This is a genomic window from uncultured Shewanella sp., assembly GCF_947495455.1.
Classification (GTDB): Bacteria; Pseudomonadota; Gammaproteobacteria; order Enterobacterales; family Shewanellaceae; genus Shewanella.
The window spans coordinates 49,033-69,559 of sequence record NZ_CANLZC010000012.1; the positions used below are offsets into that span (position 1 = coordinate 49,033).

The 20,527-nt window shown below is 41.8% G+C and carries 21 protein-coding genes and 1 pseudogene; 16 read left to right on the forward strand and 6 right to left on the reverse strand.

The window, feature by feature from the left end:
• The first annotated feature begins 328 nt into the window (after nucleotides 1-328).
• From ubiE to Q0791_RS05645, 11 genes are all read left to right on the forward strand, one after another.
• Nucleotides 329-1,084, forward strand: a complete 756-nt coding sequence (gene ubiE, locus Q0791_RS05595; RefSeq protein WP_299003647.1) for a bifunctional demethylmenaquinone methyltransferase/2-methoxy-6-polyprenyl-1,4-benzoquinol methylase UbiE — start codon at nucleotides 329-331, stop codon at nucleotides 1,082-1,084.
• A gap of 22 nt (nucleotides 1,085-1,106) precedes the next feature.
• The gene (locus tag Q0791_RS05600; RefSeq protein WP_299003649.1) at nucleotides 1,107-1,730 is read left to right on the forward strand and encodes an SCP2 sterol-binding domain-containing protein; all 624 of its coding nucleotides are present in this window, start codon (nucleotides 1,107-1,109) and stop codon (nucleotides 1,728-1,730) included.
• On the forward strand, nucleotides 1,727-3,376 hold the full coding sequence (gene ubiB, locus Q0791_RS05605; RefSeq protein WP_299003650.1) for a ubiquinone biosynthesis regulatory protein kinase UbiB: 1,650 nt from the start codon (nucleotides 1,727-1,729) through the stop codon (nucleotides 3,374-3,376). Before Q0791_RS05600 ends, ubiB begins: the two co-directional genes overlap by 4 nt.
• Before the next feature lie 255 nt (nucleotides 3,377-3,631).
• Nucleotides 3,632-3,886, forward strand: coding sequence for a Sec-independent protein translocase subunit TatA (gene tatA / locus Q0791_RS05610; protein WP_299003651.1), 255 nt, complete (start codon nucleotides 3,632-3,634; stop codon nucleotides 3,884-3,886).
• Nucleotides 3,887-3,898: 12 nt separating this feature from the next.
• Nucleotides 3,899-4,303, forward strand: a complete 405-nt coding sequence (gene tatB, locus Q0791_RS05615; protein WP_299003652.1) for a Sec-independent protein translocase protein TatB — start codon at nucleotides 3,899-3,901, stop codon at nucleotides 4,301-4,303.
• A 3-nt stretch (nucleotides 4,304-4,306) separates the two neighbouring features.
• A complete protein-coding gene (gene tatC, locus Q0791_RS05620; protein WP_299003653.1) occupies nucleotides 4,307-5,077 on the forward strand; it encodes a twin-arginine translocase subunit TatC in 771 nt (256 codons plus the stop codon).
• A 312-nt stretch (nucleotides 5,078-5,389) separates the two neighbouring features.
• Entirely contained in the window at nucleotides 5,390-5,860 is a 471-nt protein-coding gene (locus Q0791_RS05625) for a hypothetical protein (RefSeq protein ID WP_299003655.1), read from the forward strand.
• Nucleotides 5,860-6,660, forward strand: a complete 801-nt coding sequence (locus Q0791_RS05630) for a TatD family hydrolase (RefSeq protein WP_299003657.1) — start codon at nucleotides 5,860-5,862, stop codon at nucleotides 6,658-6,660. The genes Q0791_RS05625 and Q0791_RS05630 overlap by 1 nt, the downstream gene beginning before the upstream one ends.
• A complete protein-coding gene (locus Q0791_RS05635) occupies nucleotides 6,657-8,534 on the forward strand; it encodes a diguanylate cyclase (RefSeq protein WP_299003659.1) in 1,878 nt (625 codons plus the stop codon). The genes Q0791_RS05630 and Q0791_RS05635 overlap by 4 nt, the downstream gene beginning before the upstream one ends.
• A 25-nt stretch (nucleotides 8,535-8,559) precedes the next feature.
• On the forward strand, nucleotides 8,560-9,573 hold the full coding sequence (gene hemB, locus Q0791_RS05640; protein ID WP_299003661.1) for a porphobilinogen synthase: 1,014 nt from the start codon (nucleotides 8,560-8,562) through the stop codon (nucleotides 9,571-9,573).
• A gap of 69 nt (nucleotides 9,574-9,642) precedes the next feature.
• Complete coding sequence (locus tag Q0791_RS05645; RefSeq protein WP_299003663.1) at nucleotides 9,643-10,044, forward strand: thioredoxin family protein; 402 nt, start codon at nucleotides 9,643-9,645, stop codon at nucleotides 10,042-10,044.
• Between the two features lie 54 nt (nucleotides 10,045-10,098).
• On the opposite strand, the gene Q0791_RS05650 is transcribed toward Q0791_RS05645, so the two are convergent.
• Nucleotides 10,099-11,031, reverse strand: coding sequence for an exopolyphosphatase (locus tag Q0791_RS05650; protein ID WP_299003665.1), 933 nt, complete (start codon nucleotides 11,029-11,031; stop codon nucleotides 10,099-10,101).
• Entirely contained in the window at nucleotides 11,031-12,344 is a 1,314-nt protein-coding gene (gene rhlB / locus Q0791_RS05655; protein ID WP_299003667.1) for an ATP-dependent RNA helicase RhlB, read from the reverse strand. Before rhlB ends, Q0791_RS05650 begins: the two co-directional genes overlap by 1 nt.
• Before the next feature lie 376 nt (nucleotides 12,345-12,720).
• Here rhlB and trxA point away from each other — a divergent pair.
• The 5 genes and pseudogenes from trxA to fis all read left to right on the forward strand — a co-directional run.
• Nucleotides 12,721-13,059, forward strand: a pseudogene (trxA, locus tag Q0791_RS05660) (thioredoxin TrxA); the annotation flags it as partial.
• Nucleotides 13,060-13,298: 239 nt separating this feature from the next.
• On the forward strand, nucleotides 13,299-14,564 hold the full coding sequence (gene rho, locus Q0791_RS05665; RefSeq protein ID WP_299003669.1) for a transcription termination factor Rho: 1,266 nt from the start codon (nucleotides 13,299-13,301) through the stop codon (nucleotides 14,562-14,564).
• A 156-nt stretch (nucleotides 14,565-14,720) separates the two neighbouring features.
• Entirely contained in the window at nucleotides 14,721-15,602 is an 882-nt protein-coding gene (gene prmA, locus Q0791_RS05670) for a 50S ribosomal protein L11 methyltransferase (RefSeq protein ID WP_299003670.1), read from the forward strand.
• Nucleotides 15,603-15,749: 147 nt separating this feature from the next.
• Nucleotides 15,750-16,721, forward strand: coding sequence for a tRNA dihydrouridine synthase DusB (gene dusB, locus Q0791_RS05675; RefSeq protein WP_299003671.1), 972 nt, complete (start codon nucleotides 15,750-15,752; stop codon nucleotides 16,719-16,721).
• 14 nt (nucleotides 16,722-16,735) lie between these two features.
• Nucleotides 16,736-17,041, forward strand: a complete 306-nt coding sequence (gene fis / locus Q0791_RS05680; protein ID WP_248941712.1) for a DNA-binding transcriptional regulator Fis — start codon at nucleotides 16,736-16,738, stop codon at nucleotides 17,039-17,041.
• 123 nt (nucleotides 17,042-17,164) lie between these two features.
• On the opposite strand, the gene Q0791_RS05685 is transcribed toward fis, so the two are convergent.
• From Q0791_RS05685 to dapF, 4 genes are all read right to left on the reverse strand, one after another.
• Nucleotides 17,165-17,929: an HAD-IA family hydrolase gene (locus Q0791_RS05685; RefSeq protein WP_299003672.1), complete on the reverse strand. Its 765-nt coding sequence runs from the start codon at nucleotides 17,927-17,929 to the stop codon at nucleotides 17,165-17,167.
• A 9-nt stretch (nucleotides 17,930-17,938) separates the two neighbouring features.
• Entirely contained in the window at nucleotides 17,939-18,862 is a 924-nt protein-coding gene (gene xerC / locus Q0791_RS05690; protein WP_299003673.1) for a tyrosine recombinase XerC, read from the reverse strand.
• A gap of 154 nt (nucleotides 18,863-19,016) precedes the next feature.
• Entirely contained in the window at nucleotides 19,017-19,655 is a 639-nt protein-coding gene (locus Q0791_RS05695) for a DUF484 family protein (RefSeq protein ID WP_299003674.1), read from the reverse strand.
• The gene (gene dapF, locus Q0791_RS05700) at nucleotides 19,652-20,479 is read right to left on the reverse strand and encodes a diaminopimelate epimerase (RefSeq protein ID WP_299003676.1); all 828 of its coding nucleotides are present in this window, start codon (nucleotides 20,477-20,479) and stop codon (nucleotides 19,652-19,654) included. The genes Q0791_RS05695 and dapF overlap by 4 nt, the downstream gene beginning before the upstream one ends.
• Nucleotides 20,480-20,527 lie beyond the last annotated feature (48 nt).

Below are 20,527 nucleotides of genomic sequence, written 5' to 3' on the forward strand. Positions count from 1 at the left end.
TAGCAACACTTTTTCACTGCATTTCGTGATAATCACCATAGAAAACCTCACAAAAACGAGTTAGAGCAAGCGCTGTAATAGAGCGCTGATTTTTTTGTGACAAGTTAAGGTACATTCCCATCATGCTTCAAGTTGAGACTCAAGGCACAAATTGAGTTCCAGTGGTCACTTATCTATTCAATATTGACTAATATTATGGTGTAATGCGCAGCTAAATTTGAAAGGCTTTGCGCGGCAAAAATTATTCACTTTTTGATATCACGAGTACTAAAGCATTCATTTAGCTCATACGTACCTGTCTTAACTTGCCCGTTTATAGGAAAAAAACATGCCAGAAGATAACTCTAACAGTACCCATTTTGGTTATAAGACCATCGACATTGATAAAAAAGAAGATATGGTTGCTGGTGTGTTTCACTCTGTTGCTGCCAAATATGACATTATGAATGATGTCATGTCTTTTGGTATTCATCGTATGTGGAAACGCTTCACCATTGAAAGTGCAGCGCCAAGAAGCGGAATGAAAGTCCTTGATTTAGCTGGCGGAACAGGTGATTTAACCGCCAAGTTTTCTCGCATAGTTGGCCCGACGGGGCAAGTGATCCTCGCCGACATTAATGATTCAATGCTAAAAGTCGGTCGTGACAAGCTCAGAGATAAAGGCATTGTCGGTAACGTCAATTACGTTCAAGCCAATGCCGAAGCCTTGCCTTTTCCCGATAACCATTTTGATATCATCACCATTGCTTTTGGGCTGCGTAACGTCACGAATAAAGAAACAGCCATCGCTTCAATGCTGAGAGTACTAAAACCCGGCGGAAAGTTATTGGTTCTTGAGTTTTCTAAGCCTCAGCATGAGGTCATGCGAAAAATCTATGATCTATATAGTTTCAAGGTATTACCTAAAATGGGCAAAGTCATTACCCAAGATGCTGACAGCTATGAGTATTTAGCTGAATCAATTCGCATGCACCCAGATCAAGAAACCTTAAAACAAATGATGACGAATGCGGGCTTTGAGCAAGTGACCTATACCAATATGACAGATGGTATCGTCGCTTTACATAAAGGCTATAAGTTTTAATCATTGCCACTTGGGTCAATTTATGAAACGTGAACTCAGCTTACTGCTTTGCAGCGCAATAGAAACAAGCTTTAAACAACTCATCGCACAATCTCCTGAAGATTATGCTCAGTGCCATGAGCTACATCACCAAGTCATAGGTATTAAGTTGACCCAATTACCTTGGACACTGTATTTTATTTTTGCCGATGAAATACTGGTATTGACCCATTATGAAGGCGATGTTGCCACACGAGTCAATGTGGATTTAACAACACTGTATCAACTAAGAGAAGGGGCTAATTTAACTGAGCTGATCAAACAGGATAAATTGAGTCTGGAAGGTAACTTAAGCATTCTTCAAGCCTTTAGTCGCTTTATTCAAGCCTTAAAATTTGATTTAGCCGAACCTTTGTCACGCTATATAGGGGATGCGCCGACCCACGTGCTCACTCGCCATGTGAAACACACTCAACAATCGCTGCTCAATTTATATCAAAAAACACGCTCCCATCTCGGTCAATTGGCCACTGAAGAGTACCGAATTGCGCCTCATAAATTAGAATATATACAGTTTAGCGATCAAGTCGATAGCTTAGTCAAAGAGCTGGATCAACTTAGCCAAAGAATTGAGTGTCTCAGCCACAAGGTAACCCAAACACCATGAGTACCAGTAGTTTTCGCCGCGCTTATCAGGTCATTAAAACCACACTGCATTTTGGGCTCGATGAGCTATTACCCGCCAAGTTAACCCCTTGGTATTTTCGCTTACTCAGGCGGTGTTTGTTTTGGCTTAAAAATCAACATAAAACCAGTGCGGGCGGTGAGCGCTTAAAACTGGCTATGCAAGAACTTGGACCTGTTTATATTAAATTTGGACAAATGCTATCCACACGGCGAGACTTGTTAACCGATGAATGGGCTAAAGAGCTGTCTATGTTACAAGATAGGGTTCCACCTTTTTCAACGGCTCTCGCTCGCGCCGCCATTGAAGCTGAGCTCAATGCGCCCATTGATACTTTATTTGATGATTTTGATGACACACCGCTGGCATCGGCATCCATTTCACAAGTCCATACCGCCACACTCAAATCCAATGGCAAAGCGGTCGTTCTAAAAGTATTGCGTCCCGATGTCGAAGATAAAGTCAGTGCTGATTTACATTTAATGAAGCGAGTGGCGAGCTTACTGGACACTCTGCTTGGTCCCAACAATCGCCTTCGCCCCGTCGAGGTGATAGAGGATTATCGCACCACCATCGAAGGTGAGCTAAATCTTAAGTTAGAAGCCTTAAATGCCATAAAATTAAGAAACAACTTCCTAAATTCCAATGCCTTATACATCCCTTATATGTATGAAGAGCTCTGCTTTACCCGTTTAATTGTCATGGAGCGCATCGATGCGGTTTCAGTTTCTGATATCACAGGATTAAAAGCACAAGGCACCAACTTCAAACTCTTGGCTGAACGGGGTGTCGAACTGTTTTTTACTCAAGTGTTTAGAGACAATTTTTTTCATGCGGATATGCACCCAGGTAATATCTTTGTGAGCCGCGAGGATCCAAGCAATCCAAAATATATTGGTCTCGACTTTGGCATTATGGGCACGCTCACTAACGAAGATAAACGCTATTTAGCTGAAAACTTTTTGGCTTTCTTTAATCGAGATTATCGCCGCATTGCCCAATTGTATATTGAATCAGGTTGGGTATCACCAGATACCGATATCAGCGCGTTTGAACAAGCGGTTAAAGTTGTGTGTGAACCTATGTTTAATAAACCTCTGAATGAAATTTCTTTCGGTCATGTACTCCTTGAACTCTTTAGAATTGCCAGACGCTTTGATATGGTGGTGCAGCCTCAGCTAGTATTACTTGAAAAAACCTTGCTCTATATCGAAGGTTTAGGCCGTCAACTCTATCCACAACTTGATTTGTGGCAAACGGCAAAACCCTTTTTAGAAGATTGGGTCGCAGAGCAAGTCGGTCCCAAAGCTTTGTACCAAAAAACCAAAGAAAAACTGCCCTATTGGGCCGATAAGCTGCCTGAGCTTCCCGAACTTATCTATGATAACCTTAAAGTGGGACGGAATTTTGTTAACTCGCAAAATCAGCTGCTTGACCGTTATCTACAACAACAAAGAAAGGCTCATAAGAGCCACTTTTTATTGATCACCGCAGCGGTTTTAGTCTTAAGTGGTGTCATGTTGTTTAATAATGGCATTACCCCTTGGATCACACACACCTTTATTGGCGGTGGCATTATTACTTGGGTGGTGGGTTGGCTCACTCGGCCTAAAAGCGGAAAGCTTTAGGATTTGACCGTCGCTTAATATGAATAGATAATGAAATATTGTTAGCTCATGTTCCACTATTGAGCTAACAAAAATGCTCTATAACATATTATTTTTCTTTGTACTTACCATCAAGTATCACAGCCTTCATACGCACACTTAGCCCACCTTGCTCACAAAATGGTAAATGATTGTTAAATCCGGTTATGACGGCAGCTGCAATCTTTATGTATTCAGGTATAATAGCTGTATATCTATATTTTGAGGCATCCTTCCATGGGTAACATTAGTATTTGGCAATTGCTGATCATTGCATTAATTGTCGTTCTATTATTTGGTACAAAAAAATTACGCTCTTTAGGCGGCGATCTCGGTGGCGCAGTAAAAGGGTTTAAAAACGCCATGTCTAGCGAAGAAGAGAAAAAAGCCATTAAAGAAGACACCACCGACAATACAGTCAATAAAACGGATACCACAGCTGCAAAAGCGAATACCGCGGCTGAGAAAGCTGAATCAAAAGATAAACAATAGGTGTCATGATTTATGTTCGATGGTATCGGCTTTATGGAGTTGCTATTGATTGGCGTTTTGGGCCTAGTGGTACTTGGCCCCGAAAGGCTACCTGTCGCTGTACGCACCATTTCTACTTGGATCCGTACAATGAAAAAAATGGCCAATGCAGTCAAAGATGAGCTCGAGCAAGAATTAAAAATTGAACAACTGCATGCCGATTTAAAAAAAGCAGAGCAACAAGGTTTAAAAGAACTTGCGCCAGAATTACAAGAGTCAGTTGACAAACTGAAAGAAGCGGCCGACTCCGTTCATCGCCCTTATCAAATAGACGGCGATCCTGCTCCCACGAACAAAGAGCCTGCCGTTAAAGATAACAATACAGATAAAGATTCCAGAATTAAAAAAAGTAACCAGTTAGACCACTCTGACGGATAATGCATGTCACATCAACAACAACCTCTCATTTCGCACTTACTTGAATTACGTCAACGATTACTCCATGCCATCGGCAGTATTCTTCTCGTTTTTATCTGCTTAGCTTACTGGTCTAATGATATATATCACTATATCGCCATTCCATTAATGAAAGCCATGCCTGCATCCAGTAGTATGATTGCAACCGATGTCACCGCGCCCTTTTTTACCCCTTTTAAGTTAACCTTAGTGCTGTCTTTTTTTATTGCCGTCCCTTATGTGCTCTATCAAATTTGGGCTTTTGTCGCACCAGGGCTCTACAAGCATGAAAAACGCTTAGTCGTGCCATTACTCTTTAGCAGCACATTATTATTTTATTTAGGGATTGCTTTCTCCTATTATGTCGTATTCCCTGTGGTTTTTGCCTTTTTTACCAGTGTTGCTCCCGAAGGTGTGCAAATCGCAACGGATATCAGCAGCTATTTAAGCTTCATTTTAAAACTGTTTTTTGCCTTTGGGTTAGCCTTTGAAATCCCCATTGCTGTCGTACTACTTTGCTGGGCGGGGATCACCACCCCTGAGTCCTTAAAAAGTAAACGCCCCTATATTATTGTCGGCGCTTTTGTTATAGGCATGCTATTAACCCCTCCTGATGTCATTTCACAGACTATGCTTGCGGTGCCTATGCTTATTTTATTTGAATTAGGCCTGTTAGGCGCGCGTTTCTATAAGCCTAAATCGACCGATGAAGACGAAGAGGCAGAGGATATTCAGAACGAGACAAAAGAAACCTAAATACGCCTTTCCCAAACACTCGACTGCGATACTTTTACCGCAATATACCGCAGTCGAGATTAAAAGCTGCACGATGAATATCGTTTTATACTCGTGATAGTTGAATCAACTTTAAATGTAAGCATGTCTTCACCTTCATTGACCTTTGTCGTTCAATGGTTTGACTACTTTAGTATAAGACAATTGCAATTCCAGTATCAGATGATATTCTGACTGAATAAATTACATTTCTATTTCTGTTCGTCTACAAATAACGAACAAGAAAAACCGAGCAATCTTAATACATAATAATAAAATAAAAGGCCCTTACTCATGCGTATTACATTACTATTAACAAGTTTATTACTCAGCAATAATGTCTTCGCCGATATGGAACATGCACTAATGCAATGTTCGAGCGTATTCGATAAGCTTGACCGCCTCATTTGCTTTGATAAGCTTGCCAGCGCGGTAAAAGACGGAAAAAGTGTCACCTCGGCTCACCTTTCACCAAAAGACGCTACGCCTCAAATTATGACGGCTGAAGACAGCTTTGGCCTAAAAGAAAAGCCAAAGGAAGAACAAATAGAGAAAATTTATGCTCAGGTTACCCAAGTTGAAAAAAATCCTTATGGTGCCTTAAAAATTACCTTTAATAATGGCCAAATCTGGAAGCAAACAGATTCTCGTTACTTTAAAGTCAAAGTCAATGAAACCCTATTTATTAAAACAGGCGCACTAGGCTCCTTTATCCTTGGGCGCGATGATCAAAACACAACTATTCGAGTGAAACGTCTCTACTAATGCCAAAATACATAGATATTGCTGTCAATCTCATTGGCAGCAGCTTAGAAAAAGACAGCCAACACATTATTCAAACAGCCATTGAACAGCATGTTTCCCCCCTAATTATCATTGGCAGTGATTTAACAGAAAGTCACAAAGCCATTTCTCTATGCCAAGACTACCCTAAACAACTTTTTTGCACGGCAGGTGTTCACCCTCATCAAGCCTCACAATGGCAAATAGGCAGCCTTGAGCAACTTTCAGCACTGAGTGCACATTCCCCTGTCGTGGCCATAGGTGAGTGTGGCTTAGATTACAACCGAGATTTTTCGCCACGGAATAAACAGCGTCAAGCTTTTGAAGCACAGCTGGCACTGGCAGCGAGTCTTAAGCTTCCCGTGCTCATGCATGAACGGGATGCTCATGATGATTTTTTAGCCATACTAAAAGCCTATCGCACCGATCTCAATGGCGCACTACTGCATTGCTTTACAGGAAATAGGAAAAGTTTAGACGCATATCTTAAATTGGATTTACATCTTGGGATCACTGGCTGGGTGTGTGATGAAAGACGCGGAAAAGAGCTTGCTGAACTCGTCGTGGATATTCCTAATGATCGTATTCTGATCGAAACAGACAGCCCCTATTTACTGCCCCGCACATTAAGACCTAAGCCTAAATCCAGTCAAAACAAACCTGAGTATTTGCCTCATATCGCTCAGTATATCGCCACACTAAGAGGGCAGGATAGTGTTGAGTTTACTCATCATGTTTACCAGAACAGTCTACGTTTTTTTAATTTGGATGGGCGAGTATGACGCATCGCTTTTTTCTGCTGTTGGCGGTCTTTTTTTTTACACCCTTTAAAGCGGTTCAAGCCAATTCTGTGATCTGTATTGATCAACAAACTACAGGCCCAATTTCACTCTCCACTTGGTTAAACTACACGATTAAAACCACAAGCAATATCGGCCATATCAAAAATCAACCAGAGCAGAGTTGGCGAGCATTACCCGCTCATATGATTAAGCACATTGACAGCCAAAAAATCTGGATAAAATTTAACCTTTATAATAAAGGAAAAGATAATATACACCGTATTTTATCTTTAGATAACCCTCATTTAGATAAGGTGAATTTGTATCATTTTAATCAAAACCATTTGGTCGCAGGATTAACTATGGGTGACAAGTTTCCTTTTACTCAAAGGCCCATAATCAACAATAATTTCGTCTATTCATTTAATATGAAGCCCAATGAACTGCATCAATTTTTCTTAGAAATTGATACTAAAGGTCAAGCCAGTATTCCGCTCACCTTATGGCCTATTGATGATTTTACCGAATATTCCGATCACCTCTCCCTGTTACATGGATTTCAATTGGGTGCATTAGCGTCAATTGGTCTTTTTAGTTTATTTATTGCCATCACATCTGGCTCTTTCAGTTACAGCTATTATGCTGGCTACGTTTTTTCAATCACCTTATTTGTCGCCACTTTGTATGGCATTGCTTTTCGATTTATTTGGCCTCAATGGCCTATTTTACAACAATTTATGGTGCCAATATTACTGCCTTTATCCATGATTTTTGGTTTATTATTTACTGAGAAGATCCTGCAGCTAAAACACCAAAGTCCTTGCATGCTCAAGCTGTGTCGCTACGGCATCACTTATGCGGTTATTCTATTGCTCCTCGGCCCATTCCTCTCCTACGAATTAGCCATAGTGATTAATATTATCTCCTTATTGGCCAATAGCTCCTTACTCATGTTCATGGCCATTATTCAAGGCATTAAAGGGCATAAACTGGCAAAACTCTATACCCTTGGCTGGTCGACAGTATTAATTGGCAGCGTTATATCAGGGTTAATGTATCTAGATCTGCTCGATTTACCGTTTCAGCCTCAACTCCCCTTTATGTTAGGCTTAAGTTTTGAAATTATCTTTATGGCAGCAGTGCTCGCGATCCGCTATAACGATGAACGCCAAGAAAAATTGAATATTCAGCAAAAAGCATTAGCTCAAGCTGAACTCATTCAACAAACTAAAGAACAAGCATTACTCGCAGAAGCCAAACATAATGAGAAGCTTGAGTTGATGGTACAAGAGCGAACCCTTGAACTTGAAATCGCCCTTAGAGAGCTGAATAAAGCCAATGCCAAACTCAAAGAGCAAACCACAGTAGACAGTTTAACTGGCGTAAAAAACCGTAATGCTTTTGATAAACGTTTATTGGCTGAAATCAAAATGAGTCGTCGACAACAAAGTTTCTTATCCATCCTCATGTTGGATATCGATCACTTTAAATCCATTAATGACAGCTTTGGCCACTTAGCAGGCGATCATGCATTAAGGCTTATCGCTAATGCACTCACAATCAATTTAAAACGGCCAATGGATCTTGTATCACGTTTTGGCGGCGAAGAATTTGCTATTATCCTTCCTAACACAGATAAAGAAGGCGCCATCACAGTCGCCGAGCAACTTCGCCAAAGCGTCAGTCAACTGAATATACTTTGGGACAATCGATTAATAAAATTGACCATCAGTATCGGTATTAGTAGCCAAATAATTGGCAAAGATATCGATAGAAGTGCTTTATTAGATCAAGCCGATAAAGCCTTATATCACGCAAAAAATGAAGGGCGTAATCAAGTACAACTGTACTGTGAGGCTCCCATGCTTAATTAAATCTTGGTTAAATTTGGAGTGAATTGTGAATCTAATGACCAGTGCCTACCCGCAACGTAGAATGCGTCGTATGCGTAAACATGCATTTAGCCGCCGTCTAATGGCCGAAAATACCTTAACCGTTAACGATCTTATTTATCCTATGTTTATTTTAGAAGGAGAGAACCGAACGGAAAAAGTAGAATCAATGCCTGGCATTGAACGTTTATCCATTGATTTACTACTTAAAGAAGCGGCTGAGCTCGTTGAGTTAGGTATACCACTGATTGCACTGTTTCCTGTCACACCTAGCGATAAAAAGAGCTTAATGGCAGAAGAAGCCTATAATGACAATGCCTTGGTTCAACGTGCAGTACGTGAATTAAAGGCCGCTTTTCCCGAATTAGGTGTGATGACAGATGTTGCCCTTGATCCTTTTACCACCCATGGACAAGATGGCATTATTGACGATACAGGCTATATTCTTAACGATATCACCACAGATATTCTCGTCAAACAAGCCTTATCTCATGCCAAAGCCGGGGCTGATATGGTTGCGCCTTCTGATATGATGGATGGTCGCATTGGCACCATTCGTAAAGCCCTTGAAGCAGAAGGGTTTGTTAACACACAAATTATGGCCTATTCCGCTAAGTTTTCATCAAATTATTACGGACCTTTTCGCGATGCCGTCGGCTCTGCCAGTCATTTAAAAGGCGGAAATAAACACAGCTACCAAATGGATCCGGCCAATAGTGATGAAGCGCTCCATGAAGTGGCATTGGATATTCAAGAAGGCGCAGATATGGTGATGGTCAAACCAGGCATGCCTTATTTAGACATAGTCAGGCGCGTCAAAACTGAGCTGGCAATCCCCACTTTTGCCTATCAAGTCAGTGGCGAATATGCCATGCACATGGCCGCCATTCAAAATGGCTGGCTCGCTGAAAAGCCCACTGTTATGGAATCTTTATTATGCTTTAAGCGCGCGGGCGCCGACGGGATCTTGACTTACTTTGCTAAACAAGTCGCCCAATGGCTAAAAGAAGATAACACTTAAATCCCTCTCTCCTCTCTATAGAGCGATGCCTGTTACAAAGACATCGCTCTTGCTATGGAAAATCTCACTATGATTTTAACAGGAAAATTAGACGCTGACACATTGAAGAGCCTTGAGGATTTCAAGCCCTTTTATGAAACTTATCAGGTTGATAAAAACACTTTATTGCCTCTACTTGAAAAGCCATTACCTTTAGAGATAGTCGTCATTATCGGTACTTGGTGCCCTGATTGTCACCGAGAGATCGCTCATTTCATAAAGATCTTAGAAGCCTTGGCTTACCCCACTATAGACGTGGTTTATCTAGGCGTTGACCGCAATAAACAGGATCCCGAAAACCTCAGCCAAGATTATGACTTTAACCGTATTCCCACTTTTATCATTAAACAAGCAGGCAAAGAGCTGGGCCGTATCATTGAATCACCGACACTCAGCTTAGAAAAAGATTTAGAGAAGATATTGAATGAATAAACCTGTAATAAAAATGAGCAGACCTCGATAAAACGAGGTCTTTTTAAAGTGTTATCACACAGCGACTTTAGCCGCTAAGCGCTCTAATACCCCTTCCCTCAAGGCGCCACCAGACAATGTCAATTTTTCAATGGATAACAATTCAAACAAGGCCAGTAAAATAGCCACTCCAGACACAAAAGTCGGTGCTCGCTCACTCTTAAGTCCCTTTATTGACAGCAGGCTGCTATCTTCAAGCTCAATAATTTCGTGCTGTAATTGTTTTAGCACAATCACAGTAATCACTTGCATCTGCCCTCTAGTTTCTAGGACTTCCATTACCGCTTGCACGCTACCTGAAGCCCCTAAGGTTGATTGCCAGCCTAGCGCCAACAAAGGCTGACATGCAGTGTTAAGCACTGAAGAAACATGTTGTTTTACTGCTTCAAAATCAACCTCTTTAACCCTTTTTTGAGTAAAAAACTGCTGATTAAAAGTGACACAACCAATAGGTAAACTGGTTTTGTGCAACACATGATGATTTTCACCAATAATAAATTCGGTACTCGCGCCACCAATATCAATGACTAAGCGCCGTTCATCATCTTGCTGGCTATCGGCTTGCGTTGTCGCCACCATGCCTTGATAAATCAGCTCTGCTTCTTCTTCGCCTGAGATAATATCAATAGGGTAAGGCAATACTGACAAAGCTTGAGCACGAAAAGCCTCGACATTACTGATCCTTCTTAATGTTGCAGTCGCAATCACCGCAACATGCTTAGGGTTTATCCTCGCTTTTTCAATTTCTTGTGAGAACATGGCCAAACAATCTATGCCTCGCAGCATGGCTTCATCACTTAACTTATCTTGCGCATCCATCCCCTCAGCAAGCCTGACTTTACGTTTAAACTTTGCAATAATAGCAGGCTTACCTTTGACCGTTTGCGCAACTAACATATTGAAACTGTTAGAACCTAACGTAATCGCTGCATAGGGAAGTTTTGCCATTATGAATGCCTACGGGTTCTATCATGACGCTGACGTGAGCCGCTATTATGAGCGCCATGGGGCTTATTCACCGTTCGCTCCCGCTGATTTCGAGCATGACTACTGGCTTTTCTATGAATGCGAATAGGCGCAGGAATATCATCCAGCAAGGCACTGCTATCATAAGAACTGACCGGAATAGAATGACGAATGTAACTCTCAATAGCGGGTAAATTCAGCGCGTATTCTTCACAAGCAAAACTCACCGAAACCCCTTTTTGCCCTGCTCGTCCGGTGCGACCAATACGGTGTACATAATCTTCGCAGTCATCAGGTAAATCATAATTATATACATGTGACACATCAGAAATATGCAAGCCTCGAGCCGCCACATCGGTTGCCACTAAAATATCGATACACCCTTTGGTAAATTGCTCTAAAATACGCAAACGCTTCTTTTGAGGAACATCACCCGTTAACAAACCAACACGATGGCCATCACCAGCGAGCCACGACCACACTTTTTCACAGCCGTGTTTTGTATTTGAAAATACAATGGCTTTATCAGGCCAATCTTCCTCAATTAACGACAAGAGCAGCGGCATTTTTTCATCCATAGAAGGATAAAAAATTTCTTCTTTGATGTTTTTAGAGGTTTTCTCGTTTGGCGCAATTTCGACTTTTTCTGGCTCATTCATGTGATCATAAGCCAGCTCCTGCACTTTCATTGACAATGTCGCTGAAAACAGCATATTTAAACGGGATTTTGCATCCGGCATACGTCTAAATAGAAAACGGATATCCTTAATAAAACCAAGATCAAACATGCGATCGGCTTCATCCAATACCACAGCTTGAATATTACTGACGTTTACCACGCCTTGACGGACATAATCAATGATACGTCCTGTGGTACCAATCAGGATATCAACGCCTTTATCGAGCACTTTTCGCTGCGCATCATACCCTTCTCCGCCATAAACTATGCCCACTTTAAGTCCTGTCGACTGAGCTAATAGAGTGGCATCTTTCGCAATTTGAATCGCCAACTCACGTGTTGGCGCCATGATAATAGCCCGTGGCTGATTGACTTGACGGTCCCTCGGCATAGGCGTTGTTAATAGGTGATTAAACGTCGCCACTAGAAAGGCCAATGTTTTACCGGTTCCTGTTTGAGCTTGGCCCGCAATATCTTTTTTCTGTAATAAAATGGGTAAAGATAAGGCTTGTATTGGAGTACAATACTCAAAGCCAGCCTTAATAAGCGCCTTTTTAACCTCTGTTTGTAGTGTTAAATCGGCAAATTTTTGTGTTGATAAATGTGTTTCGCTCATAGCGCAAGCTTACCTGTAAGGTTGCAATAAGAAACTCAATCAGTTGAGATAGAATACTTATCACACTAAAATAGGTGCACACTCAAAGAAATCCTAAGAAAAAGTTTGCTCAGTGATATACTGACCGCCAAACTTTGACCAAAGTGCATCACTTTGAGGGCTGGTTTAAAACGCGTAACGTACTTTTACGTATCATCTAGATAAACATGATTGGCGCAGGCACACTATAGCCTGTCTATCACTGGCTTGTCTAAGGGCGTTTTCTCATTTCCAGTAGTGTAACTTAATTTAATCGTTAAGTTTAAACTTGAAAAGCCATTTTAATGGCCCAATATACAGGTAAAGCCATGAACAAACCAGCAATGGCAACCAAACCGGAGAATTAAGAATGAGTGACAAGATTGTACACCTAAGCGATGACAGCTTTGAAAATGACGTAATTAAGTCTGATTTACCCGTATTGGTAGACTTTTGGGCTGAATGGTGTGGTCCTTGCAAAATGATTGCGCCTATTCTTGACGATATTGCACAAGAATATGAAGGCAAAGTCACTGTAACTAAATTAAATGTTGATCAAAATTCGGTCACTCCCGCTAAATATGGTGTACGTGGTATTCCCACTTTATTGTTATTTAAAGCTGGCGAATTAGTTGCGACTAAAGTCGGTGCGTTGTCGAAAACACAATTAAAAGAGTTTATTGACGCACAAATTTAAAGGCAAAAACTATTAAATCAATCGATTAAATAGCCTATAAATCGTTCCTTTCGGCACATTTTTCGTAAAAATTGTGCCTAAAGGGCTTAAACCGCTAGACGTACATTAAAGTTAGTGCTACTTTAATGACCAGACCTATTCTTAACTAACCCACTTCTCGCTATTCGATTGATATTCTATTTATTGCCTTACCAGATTAATCCATAATAGCGTCGTCACGCAAACAAGACCCATCTAAGATGAATTTATCAGAATTAAAAAACAAACCGATTGCAGATTTAGTTACCCTAGCTCAGGAAATGAAGTTAGAAAATATGGCCCGTGCACGTAAACAGGACATTATTTTCTCTATTCTGAAAGCCCATGCACAAAGCGGCGAAGATATCTTTGGAGGGGGCGTTTTAGAGATCCTTCAAGACGGTTTTGGCTTCTTACGCAGTTCAGATGGTTCATACTTAGCGGGACCTGATGACATTTATGTCTCTCCAAGCCAAATACGCCGTTTCAATATGCGTACCGGTGACAGTATCTTTGGTAAAATTCGCCCACCAAAAGAAGGTGAACGTTATTTTGCCCTGCTTAAAGTCTCAGAGGTTAACTTCGACAAGCCTGAAAACTCTCGCACCAAAATTTTATTTGAAAACTTAACCCCACTGCATGCAGAAGAGCGCATTCGCATGGAGCGTGGTAATGGTTCAACGGAAGATATTACCGCCCGTATTTTAGATTTATGTTCACCCATAGGTAAAGGCCAACGTGGTTTGATTGTTGCGCCTCCTAAAGCGGGTAAAACATTATTACTGCAAAATATTGCCCAAAGCATCAGTTATAACAACCCTGATGTGGTATTGATGGTATTGCTTATCGATGAGCGTCCAGAAGAAGTGACCGAGATGAAACGCTTAGTACAAGGTGAAGTGATTGCTTCTACCTTTGATGAGCCAGCCAGCCGTCACGTACAAGTCGCTGAAATGGTCATTGAAAAAGCCAAACGCCTAGTTGAACATAAAAAAGATGTGGTCATTTTACTGGATTCCATCACGCGTTTAGCCCGTGCTTATAACACGGTTATTCCATCATCAGGCAAAGTACTAACCGGTGGTGTCGATGCTAACGCACTGCATCGCCCTAAACGCTTCTTCGGTGCGGCACGTAACATTGAACATGGTGGCAGTTTGACCATTATTGCTACCGCCTTGGTCGATACTGGCTCTAAAATGGATGAAGTTATCTATGAAGAGTTTAAAGGCACAGGTAACCAAGAACTTCACTTATCTCGTAAAGCCGCTGAAAAACGTGTTTTCCCTGCCATTGACTTTAACCGCTCTGGCACACGTCGTGAAGAGAAACTCACTACCTCTGAAGAGCTGCAAAAAATGTGGATTTTACGTAAAATCCTTAATCCAATGGACGAAGTCAGCGCCATGGAGTTTTTAATTGATAAGCTTGCGATGACCAAAACCAACGATGAATTCTTTACCGCGATGAAACGCGCTAAAACCTAAGGCATTCATAAGTCATAAAAACCGCATTTATTGCGGTTTTTTTATAGCGCTTCACCCCGTTTTTTACCCCTATTGGCAAAACAATGCTCAAGCCTTTGTTGCAGTCCTTTCACTATCGTTTACAATAGCGCGATTATTTATCGAGACGAGATTAACATGCCTTGGATCCAGCTTAGACTTGATACCGACAATGCCCATGCCGATGCCATCAGCGATCAGCTCATGGAAGAAGGTTCACTTTCTATCACCTTTGAAGACGGTAAAGACACGCCGATTTACGAACCGACCTTAGGTGAAACCCCACTTTGGGCCCATACGGTAATTGTCGCCTTGTTTGAAGCCGATCATGATTTATCCCCAGTGATAGATAGACTGAAAGCCTTACCTTTCTTAGGTGAAAGCCTGTCCTATAAAATTGAGCAAGTCGAAGATAAAGACTGGGAACGGGAATGGATGGATAATTTTCACCCTATTCGCTTTGGCGAGCGCCTTTGGATTTGTCCCAGCTGGCGAGAAATCCCCGATCCAAATGCTGTCAATGTGATCCTTGATCCCGGCCTAGCATTTGGCACTGGCACTCACCCCACTACCGCCTTATGTTTAGAATGGTTAGACAGTTTAGACTTTACTGATAAAAAAGTGATCGATTTTGGTTGTGGCTCTGGTATTTTAGCCGTTGCCGCTTTAAAACTGGGGGCCCAATATGTCAGTGGCATCGATATTGATTATCAAGCCATTGAAGCATCCAAAGCCAACGCTGAGCGTAATCAGGTCGAAAATAAACTTGCCCTTTATTTACCCGACGAGCAACCTGATGATTTACTCGCCGATATTTTAGTTGCCAACATTCTCGCGGGCCCATTAAGAGAGCTTGCTCCTTTAATTGCCGAAAAAGTTGCCCCCGGTGGACAATTAGCATTATCAGGCTTATTAAAAGAGCAAGCGATTGAACTGTCTGAATTTTATTCAAAGTGGTTCATTATGGACGAGCCTGCTTATAAAGACGACTGGAGCCGCTTGACAGGCATACGTAAATAGCACAGGCATAGGCTATTTATTTTCGACTTATTTCTAACTAAACAAAAGTCAAGAAAAAAAGTTGCTCTCAGGTCATTTATTGACCTTTTCAAGCACGCAAAAAAGACGTACTATAGCGCCCCTTTGATGTGCAAGGTGTGTCGATAAATGCAAGTTGGTCCGTATCAACTGAAAAATCAGCTGATTGTTGCCCCAATGGCAGGCGTCACAGATCAAGCTTTTAGAAATCTTTGTCTTCGCTATGGTGCAGCCCTAGCGGTATCGGAGATGGTATCTTCCAATCCTGATGTTTGGGATACGGAAAAAAGCCGCCTTCGACTAGCACACGCAGGCGAAGATGGGATCCGTAGCATTCAAATTGCAGGTGCTTGCCCAGAATTAATGGCAAATGCTGCTAGAATCAATGTCGAGCAAGGTGCTCAGATCATTGATATCAATATGGGCTGCCCAGCAAAGAAAGTGAATAAAAAGTTAGCAGGCTCAGCACTGCTGCAAGATCCGGCCTTAGTAAAAACCATTTTACAAGCCGTTATTGCCGCCGTTGATGTGCCTGTAACCTTAAAAATTAGAACGGGATGGGCCCCAGAACACAGGAATGGCGTTCAAATAGCCCAGATTGCACAAGATTGTGGCATTGCTGCATTGGCCGTTCACGGCCGTACGAGACAATGCATGTATAAAGGTCATGCCGAATACGACACAATTAAAGCAATCAAAAAAATGGTCTCTATCCCTGTTATCGCTAACGGAGATATCACCACCCCTGAGCAAGCACAGTTTGTGCTAGAGTACACAGGGGCTGATGCTCTGATGATAGGCCGAGGTGCACAAGGAAGACCTTGGATATTTAGAGAAATCCAACATTACTTGGCAACAGGTACGCATTTAGCGGCTATTGAGATGGATGAAAAGCGTCAAGTGATGCTGGAACATCTCGAGAAGTTATATGCATTGTATGGCGAATATAAGGGGATCCGTTTCGCCAGAAAACATGTTGGATGGTATTTACACCAAGAACCCCAGCGCGCGTTCAGAAGCGAGTTTAATCGCCTTGAAACCGTTGCAGAACAATGTTCCATGTTGGAACGCTATTTTGATGAATTTGTACCACATAATTAAAGAGCAGAATACGAATGTTTGATCAGACAACTCACACAGAAGTTCACCCGCTAACCGTAGGTAAAATCGAAACCGCTAGTGGCGCTATTAAGCCACAATTATTACGTGATGCGGTTAAGCGTGCTGTCACGAATTTTTTCGCTCAAATGGACGGGCAGGAAGCCGAAGAAGTCTATGAAATGGTGTTATGCGAAGTGGAAGCGCCTCTTTTAGACATTATCATGCAACACACTCGTGGTAATCAAACTCGTGCAGCCAACATGCTTGGTATCAACCGTGGTACGCTACGTAAGAAATTAAAAAAATACGGCATGAACTAAACTTCGACCACTCTTATTGAGTGACGAAGTGTTGTGTAGCTAAGCCTTTAACAGGCGAGTATTTCGAAAAGGCTGAGCAGCAATGCTCGGCCTTTTTTGTAAAAATTTAGCCCAATACAGCACTCAAAGTAAGACGTTGAGCTCCTCTATGTGGGAAATACGAATATGAGGCAATAAATGGCTTTGTTTATTTAAGACCTGGTTTTCAAGCGTGGTGATGGTGGTATTAAGCCCATCCTGTGTATTGGTATCCCCAAAAGCCGGACTTAACCAAGCCGCCTGACAGCCCGCTTGGCGTGCGCCACGTACATCACTGTGACTACTATCACCGATATGCATAAGATGCTCTGCATCGATGTTGAGCCGATTTAAGGCCAAATGAAACATGTCGCCGAAAGGTTTCATTCGCAAACCGTTACCAGGAGCGATTGAGAACTCAATTAAACCATCAAGACCAATGCCCTTGGCATTCACATTACCATTGGTTATTGCGATGAGCGCGTATTTTTGTTTTAACGCTTCCAGTAAATCAATCATTGATCTTGATAGGGTAAAATCACTGCGATAATGCAAAAAATACGCTAATGCCTCAATCGCGCCTTTTTGAGCTTGACCTTGAGAATAGCCCGCATTGATTAAACCTTGCGCTATCGCCATTTTTCTCAACTGACTCACATCATGGGCAAGCCCTGGGTGATCTTGTAGTAATTTAGCTTTTACTCGCATGATTTCATTAGCATGCCACTGCTCAGTGGCAGTAAATTTATCATGAAGGTACGCCAATAATGCTTGTTCAGCACGGCGCATAATAGGCCGATTGTCATATAAAGTATCGTCAAGATCGAAACTTAAACACTTAATAGGTTGTGGTTTGATAAACACATGCATCACCGACTCCTATTTATCAGATTTATTATTTTTCATGACTTTCTTCGCTCTTGGATGAGCGCCATCATACACTTTCGCGAGATGTTGAAAATCTAAACTGGTATAGATTTGTGTTGTTGACAAGTTAGCATGGCCAAGTAGCTCTTGCACAGCTCGAAGATCGCGACTCGACTCTAACATGTGTGTGGCAAAGGAGTGACGCAATTTATGGGGATGGACTTTCATATTAAGTCCTTGCTCTTGGCCCCATTTATTGAGCCGAGATTGAATGCTACGATGGGATAAACGCCCACCTTTTGCCGTTACAAAAACCGCATCATCATTACAAGTGATTCCCTGACGTAAGGCTAACCAGTCAGTCAATGCTGTCATCGCCATTGCTCCTATGGGTATAATTCGCTCTTTCCCCCCTTTCCCTAACACTTTCACTTGCCGATCCTGTAATTGAAGATCAGGAATATCAACACTGGCTAACTCAGCTAAACGCAGCCCACTAGAATAAAACAATTCCAATATTGCCCTATCTCTGACTGACAAGAGATCATCGCTTTTAATGTTCAACAAATGTGTCACGGAATCGAGATCCATATTTTTAGGTAAAGGCTTATTCAACTTAGGCGCACGCAAATGGGCAGCAGGGTTTACCGCAATTCGCTTTTCTTGTAATAAAAACATACCGAACTGCTTTACCGACGATAATGTTAAAGCAATAGATCGTGGCGATAATCCTTGACGATGAAGCTTACTCAAACCCGACTGTAATGTTTGATGAGATACCGTATTCCAGTCGATAGGATCGGGAAAGATGGCGACAAACCTTCTTATTTCATATAAATAGTTTCGCACTGTATGTAAAGATAATTGACGCTCGGTTTTCAGATAACGTTCAAAATCGTTGAGGCTTTGCTCTAAGGTCAACAGACTTTCTCCCAAAAGACATCTTTATCAATCAGTGTAGTGATTTTATAAAAATAGGAAAGACTTAGAGTGCTTCTAATGAAACACTCACATTTCGAGACTAATATTTAAGAAGTGATGCTTCAATCTAGCGCTTAGAGACTAATATTCGAAGACTAATATTTAAAAATTAGCATTTAGGCACAAGGTGATCTAAGAGCTGCTTGATTTGATCTAGAAGCAAATGATCCATATCCGGTTGAAAATGTGTAGGATCCGATATGGCAATGGCAAAAATAACTTGGCCACATGCTTTTGAGAGGCGAGATAAGGCCACAGAGCCCACTTCAGAGCCAAATAAACGCAGGGATTCCGATTGGGTTAAGCGACCAAAATAATACCCTTGATTTAAGCGTTTCTGCCAAATATTCGCTAACTCACTGTCGACCTCATGGACCGAGATCAGGCGCACATGACTAAAATTAAATTGCTGTTTTAACTCATGAGATAAAACTTGCCTTAAATCCCCAATACCTTCACATTCAAGTAACTTTAACGACAAGGCATTATTGAACATGTAAATTTGTTCATTACGAGTCGCCATTGTCATGAGTGCCGTAATTTCTTCTTCTAATTGATTCACTTGCTCACGCAACGCACTTTGCTGGCGCTCAACCAGTGATACCGTACCGCGCTCTTGGTGAGGAATACGCATACTAGTCAACAATTCTGGAAAACGCGCAAAAAAACTGGGATTTTCCAGTAAATATTCTCGAATCAGAATTTCATCAAAGGGCAGCGTATTTTGTTTATGTTGCAGATCTGTCATTGTGGTATTTGTCCATCGAATACATGTACAGCTGGGCCTGTCATCCATAAAGGTTTCCCTTCGCCTTCCCAGTTTATCACTAAGGTGCCACCGGGTAAGTCGACCTTGACCCGCGTTCCTAATTTACCTTGTATTTGCCCCACCACAGCAGCGGCGCAAGCGCCAGTTCCACAAGCCAAGGTTTCAGCTGCGCCTCGCTCATACACTCTCAACTTTATATGTTCCGTACTCACCACTTGCATAAAGCCCACATTCACACCTTTTGGAAAGCGTTCATGTTGAGTGAGCAAACGGCCGATGTCGTCAACGGGTTCACTGGCCACATCCTCAACATCTAACACACAATGAGGGTTACCCATAGACACTGCGCCACAAAGAAAGGTTTTTAACGGTGTCGGCAATAAATAGGTTTTTTCCATCTTCTTTGCGGTAAACGGAATTCTATTGGGTTCTAAAACAGGCACCCCCATATTGACCGTCACTTGACCGTCATGCTCCACCTTTAGTGTTATTTTTCCAGAAGAGGTACTGACTTTAATTTTTTTCTTATTGGTCAACCCCTTATTACGAACAAAACGGGCAAAGCAACGTGCACCATTGCCACACTGCTCGACTTCTCCACCGTCTGCGTTAAAAATACGGTAGTGAAAATCGAGATCCGGATCATAAGGTGGCTCAACCAAGAGCAATTGATCAAAACCTATCCCGAAGTTTCTATCGGCAAGACGCTTGATTTGATCTGGCGAGAAAAACACATTTTGTGTCACGCCATCCACCACCATAAAATCGTTACCGAGTCCTTGCATTTTAGCGAATTGGATCAAGATAGGTGTCCTTAAAACTTAACAGTTTTCAATGAAGATAAATATGCT

Excerpts from the sequence above, each read along its gene's own strand:
- ubiE (WP_299003647.1), top strand. The coding sequence starts at position 329 with ATGCCAGAAGATAACTCTAACAGTACCCATTTTGGTTATAAGACCATC.
- Q0791_RS05600 (WP_299003649.1), top strand. The coding sequence starts at position 1,107 with ATGAAACGTGAACTCAGCTTACTGCTTTGCAGCGCAATAGAAACAAGC.
- ubiB (WP_299003650.1), top strand. The coding sequence starts at position 1,727 with ATGAGTACCAGTAGTTTTCGCCGCGCTTATCAGGTCATTAAAACCACA.
- tatA (WP_299003651.1), top strand. The coding sequence starts at position 3,632 with ATGGGTAACATTAGTATTTGGCAATTGCTGATCATTGCATTAATTGTC.
- tatB (WP_299003652.1), top strand. The coding sequence starts at position 3,899 with ATGTTCGATGGTATCGGCTTTATGGAGTTGCTATTGATTGGCGTTTTG.
- tatC (WP_299003653.1), top strand. The coding sequence starts at position 4,307 with ATGTCACATCAACAACAACCTCTCATTTCGCACTTACTTGAATTACGT.
- Q0791_RS05625 (WP_299003655.1), top strand. The coding sequence starts at position 5,390 with ATGCGTATTACATTACTATTAACAAGTTTATTACTCAGCAATAATGTC.
- Q0791_RS05630 (WP_299003657.1), top strand. The coding sequence starts at position 5,860 with ATGCCAAAATACATAGATATTGCTGTCAATCTCATTGGCAGCAGCTTA.
- Q0791_RS05635 (WP_299003659.1), top strand. The coding sequence starts at position 6,657 with ATGACGCATCGCTTTTTTCTGCTGTTGGCGGTCTTTTTTTTTACACCC.
- Q0791_RS05645 (WP_299003663.1), top strand. The coding sequence starts at position 9,643 with ATGATTTTAACAGGAAAATTAGACGCTGACACATTGAAGAGCCTTGAG.
- Q0791_RS05650 (WP_299003665.1), bottom strand. The coding sequence starts at position 11,031 with ATGGCAAAACTTCCCTATGCAGCGATTACGTTAGGTTCTAACAGTTTC.
- rhlB (WP_299003667.1), bottom strand. The coding sequence starts at position 12,344 with ATGAGCGAAACACATTTATCAACACAAAAATTTGCCGATTTAACACTA.
- rho (WP_299003669.1), top strand. The coding sequence starts at position 13,299 with ATGAATTTATCAGAATTAAAAAACAAACCGATTGCAGATTTAGTTACC.
- prmA (WP_299003670.1), top strand. The coding sequence starts at position 14,721 with ATGCCTTGGATCCAGCTTAGACTTGATACCGACAATGCCCATGCCGAT.
- dusB (WP_299003671.1), top strand. The coding sequence starts at position 15,750 with ATGCAAGTTGGTCCGTATCAACTGAAAAATCAGCTGATTGTTGCCCCA.
- fis (WP_248941712.1), top strand. The coding sequence starts at position 16,736 with ATGTTTGATCAGACAACTCACACAGAAGTTCACCCGCTAACCGTAGGT.
- Q0791_RS05685 (WP_299003672.1), bottom strand. The coding sequence starts at position 17,929 with ATGCATGTGTTTATCAAACCACAACCTATTAAGTGTTTAAGTTTCGAT.
- Q0791_RS05695 (WP_299003674.1), bottom strand. The coding sequence starts at position 19,655 with ATGACAGATCTGCAACATAAACAAAATACGCTGCCCTTTGATGAAATT.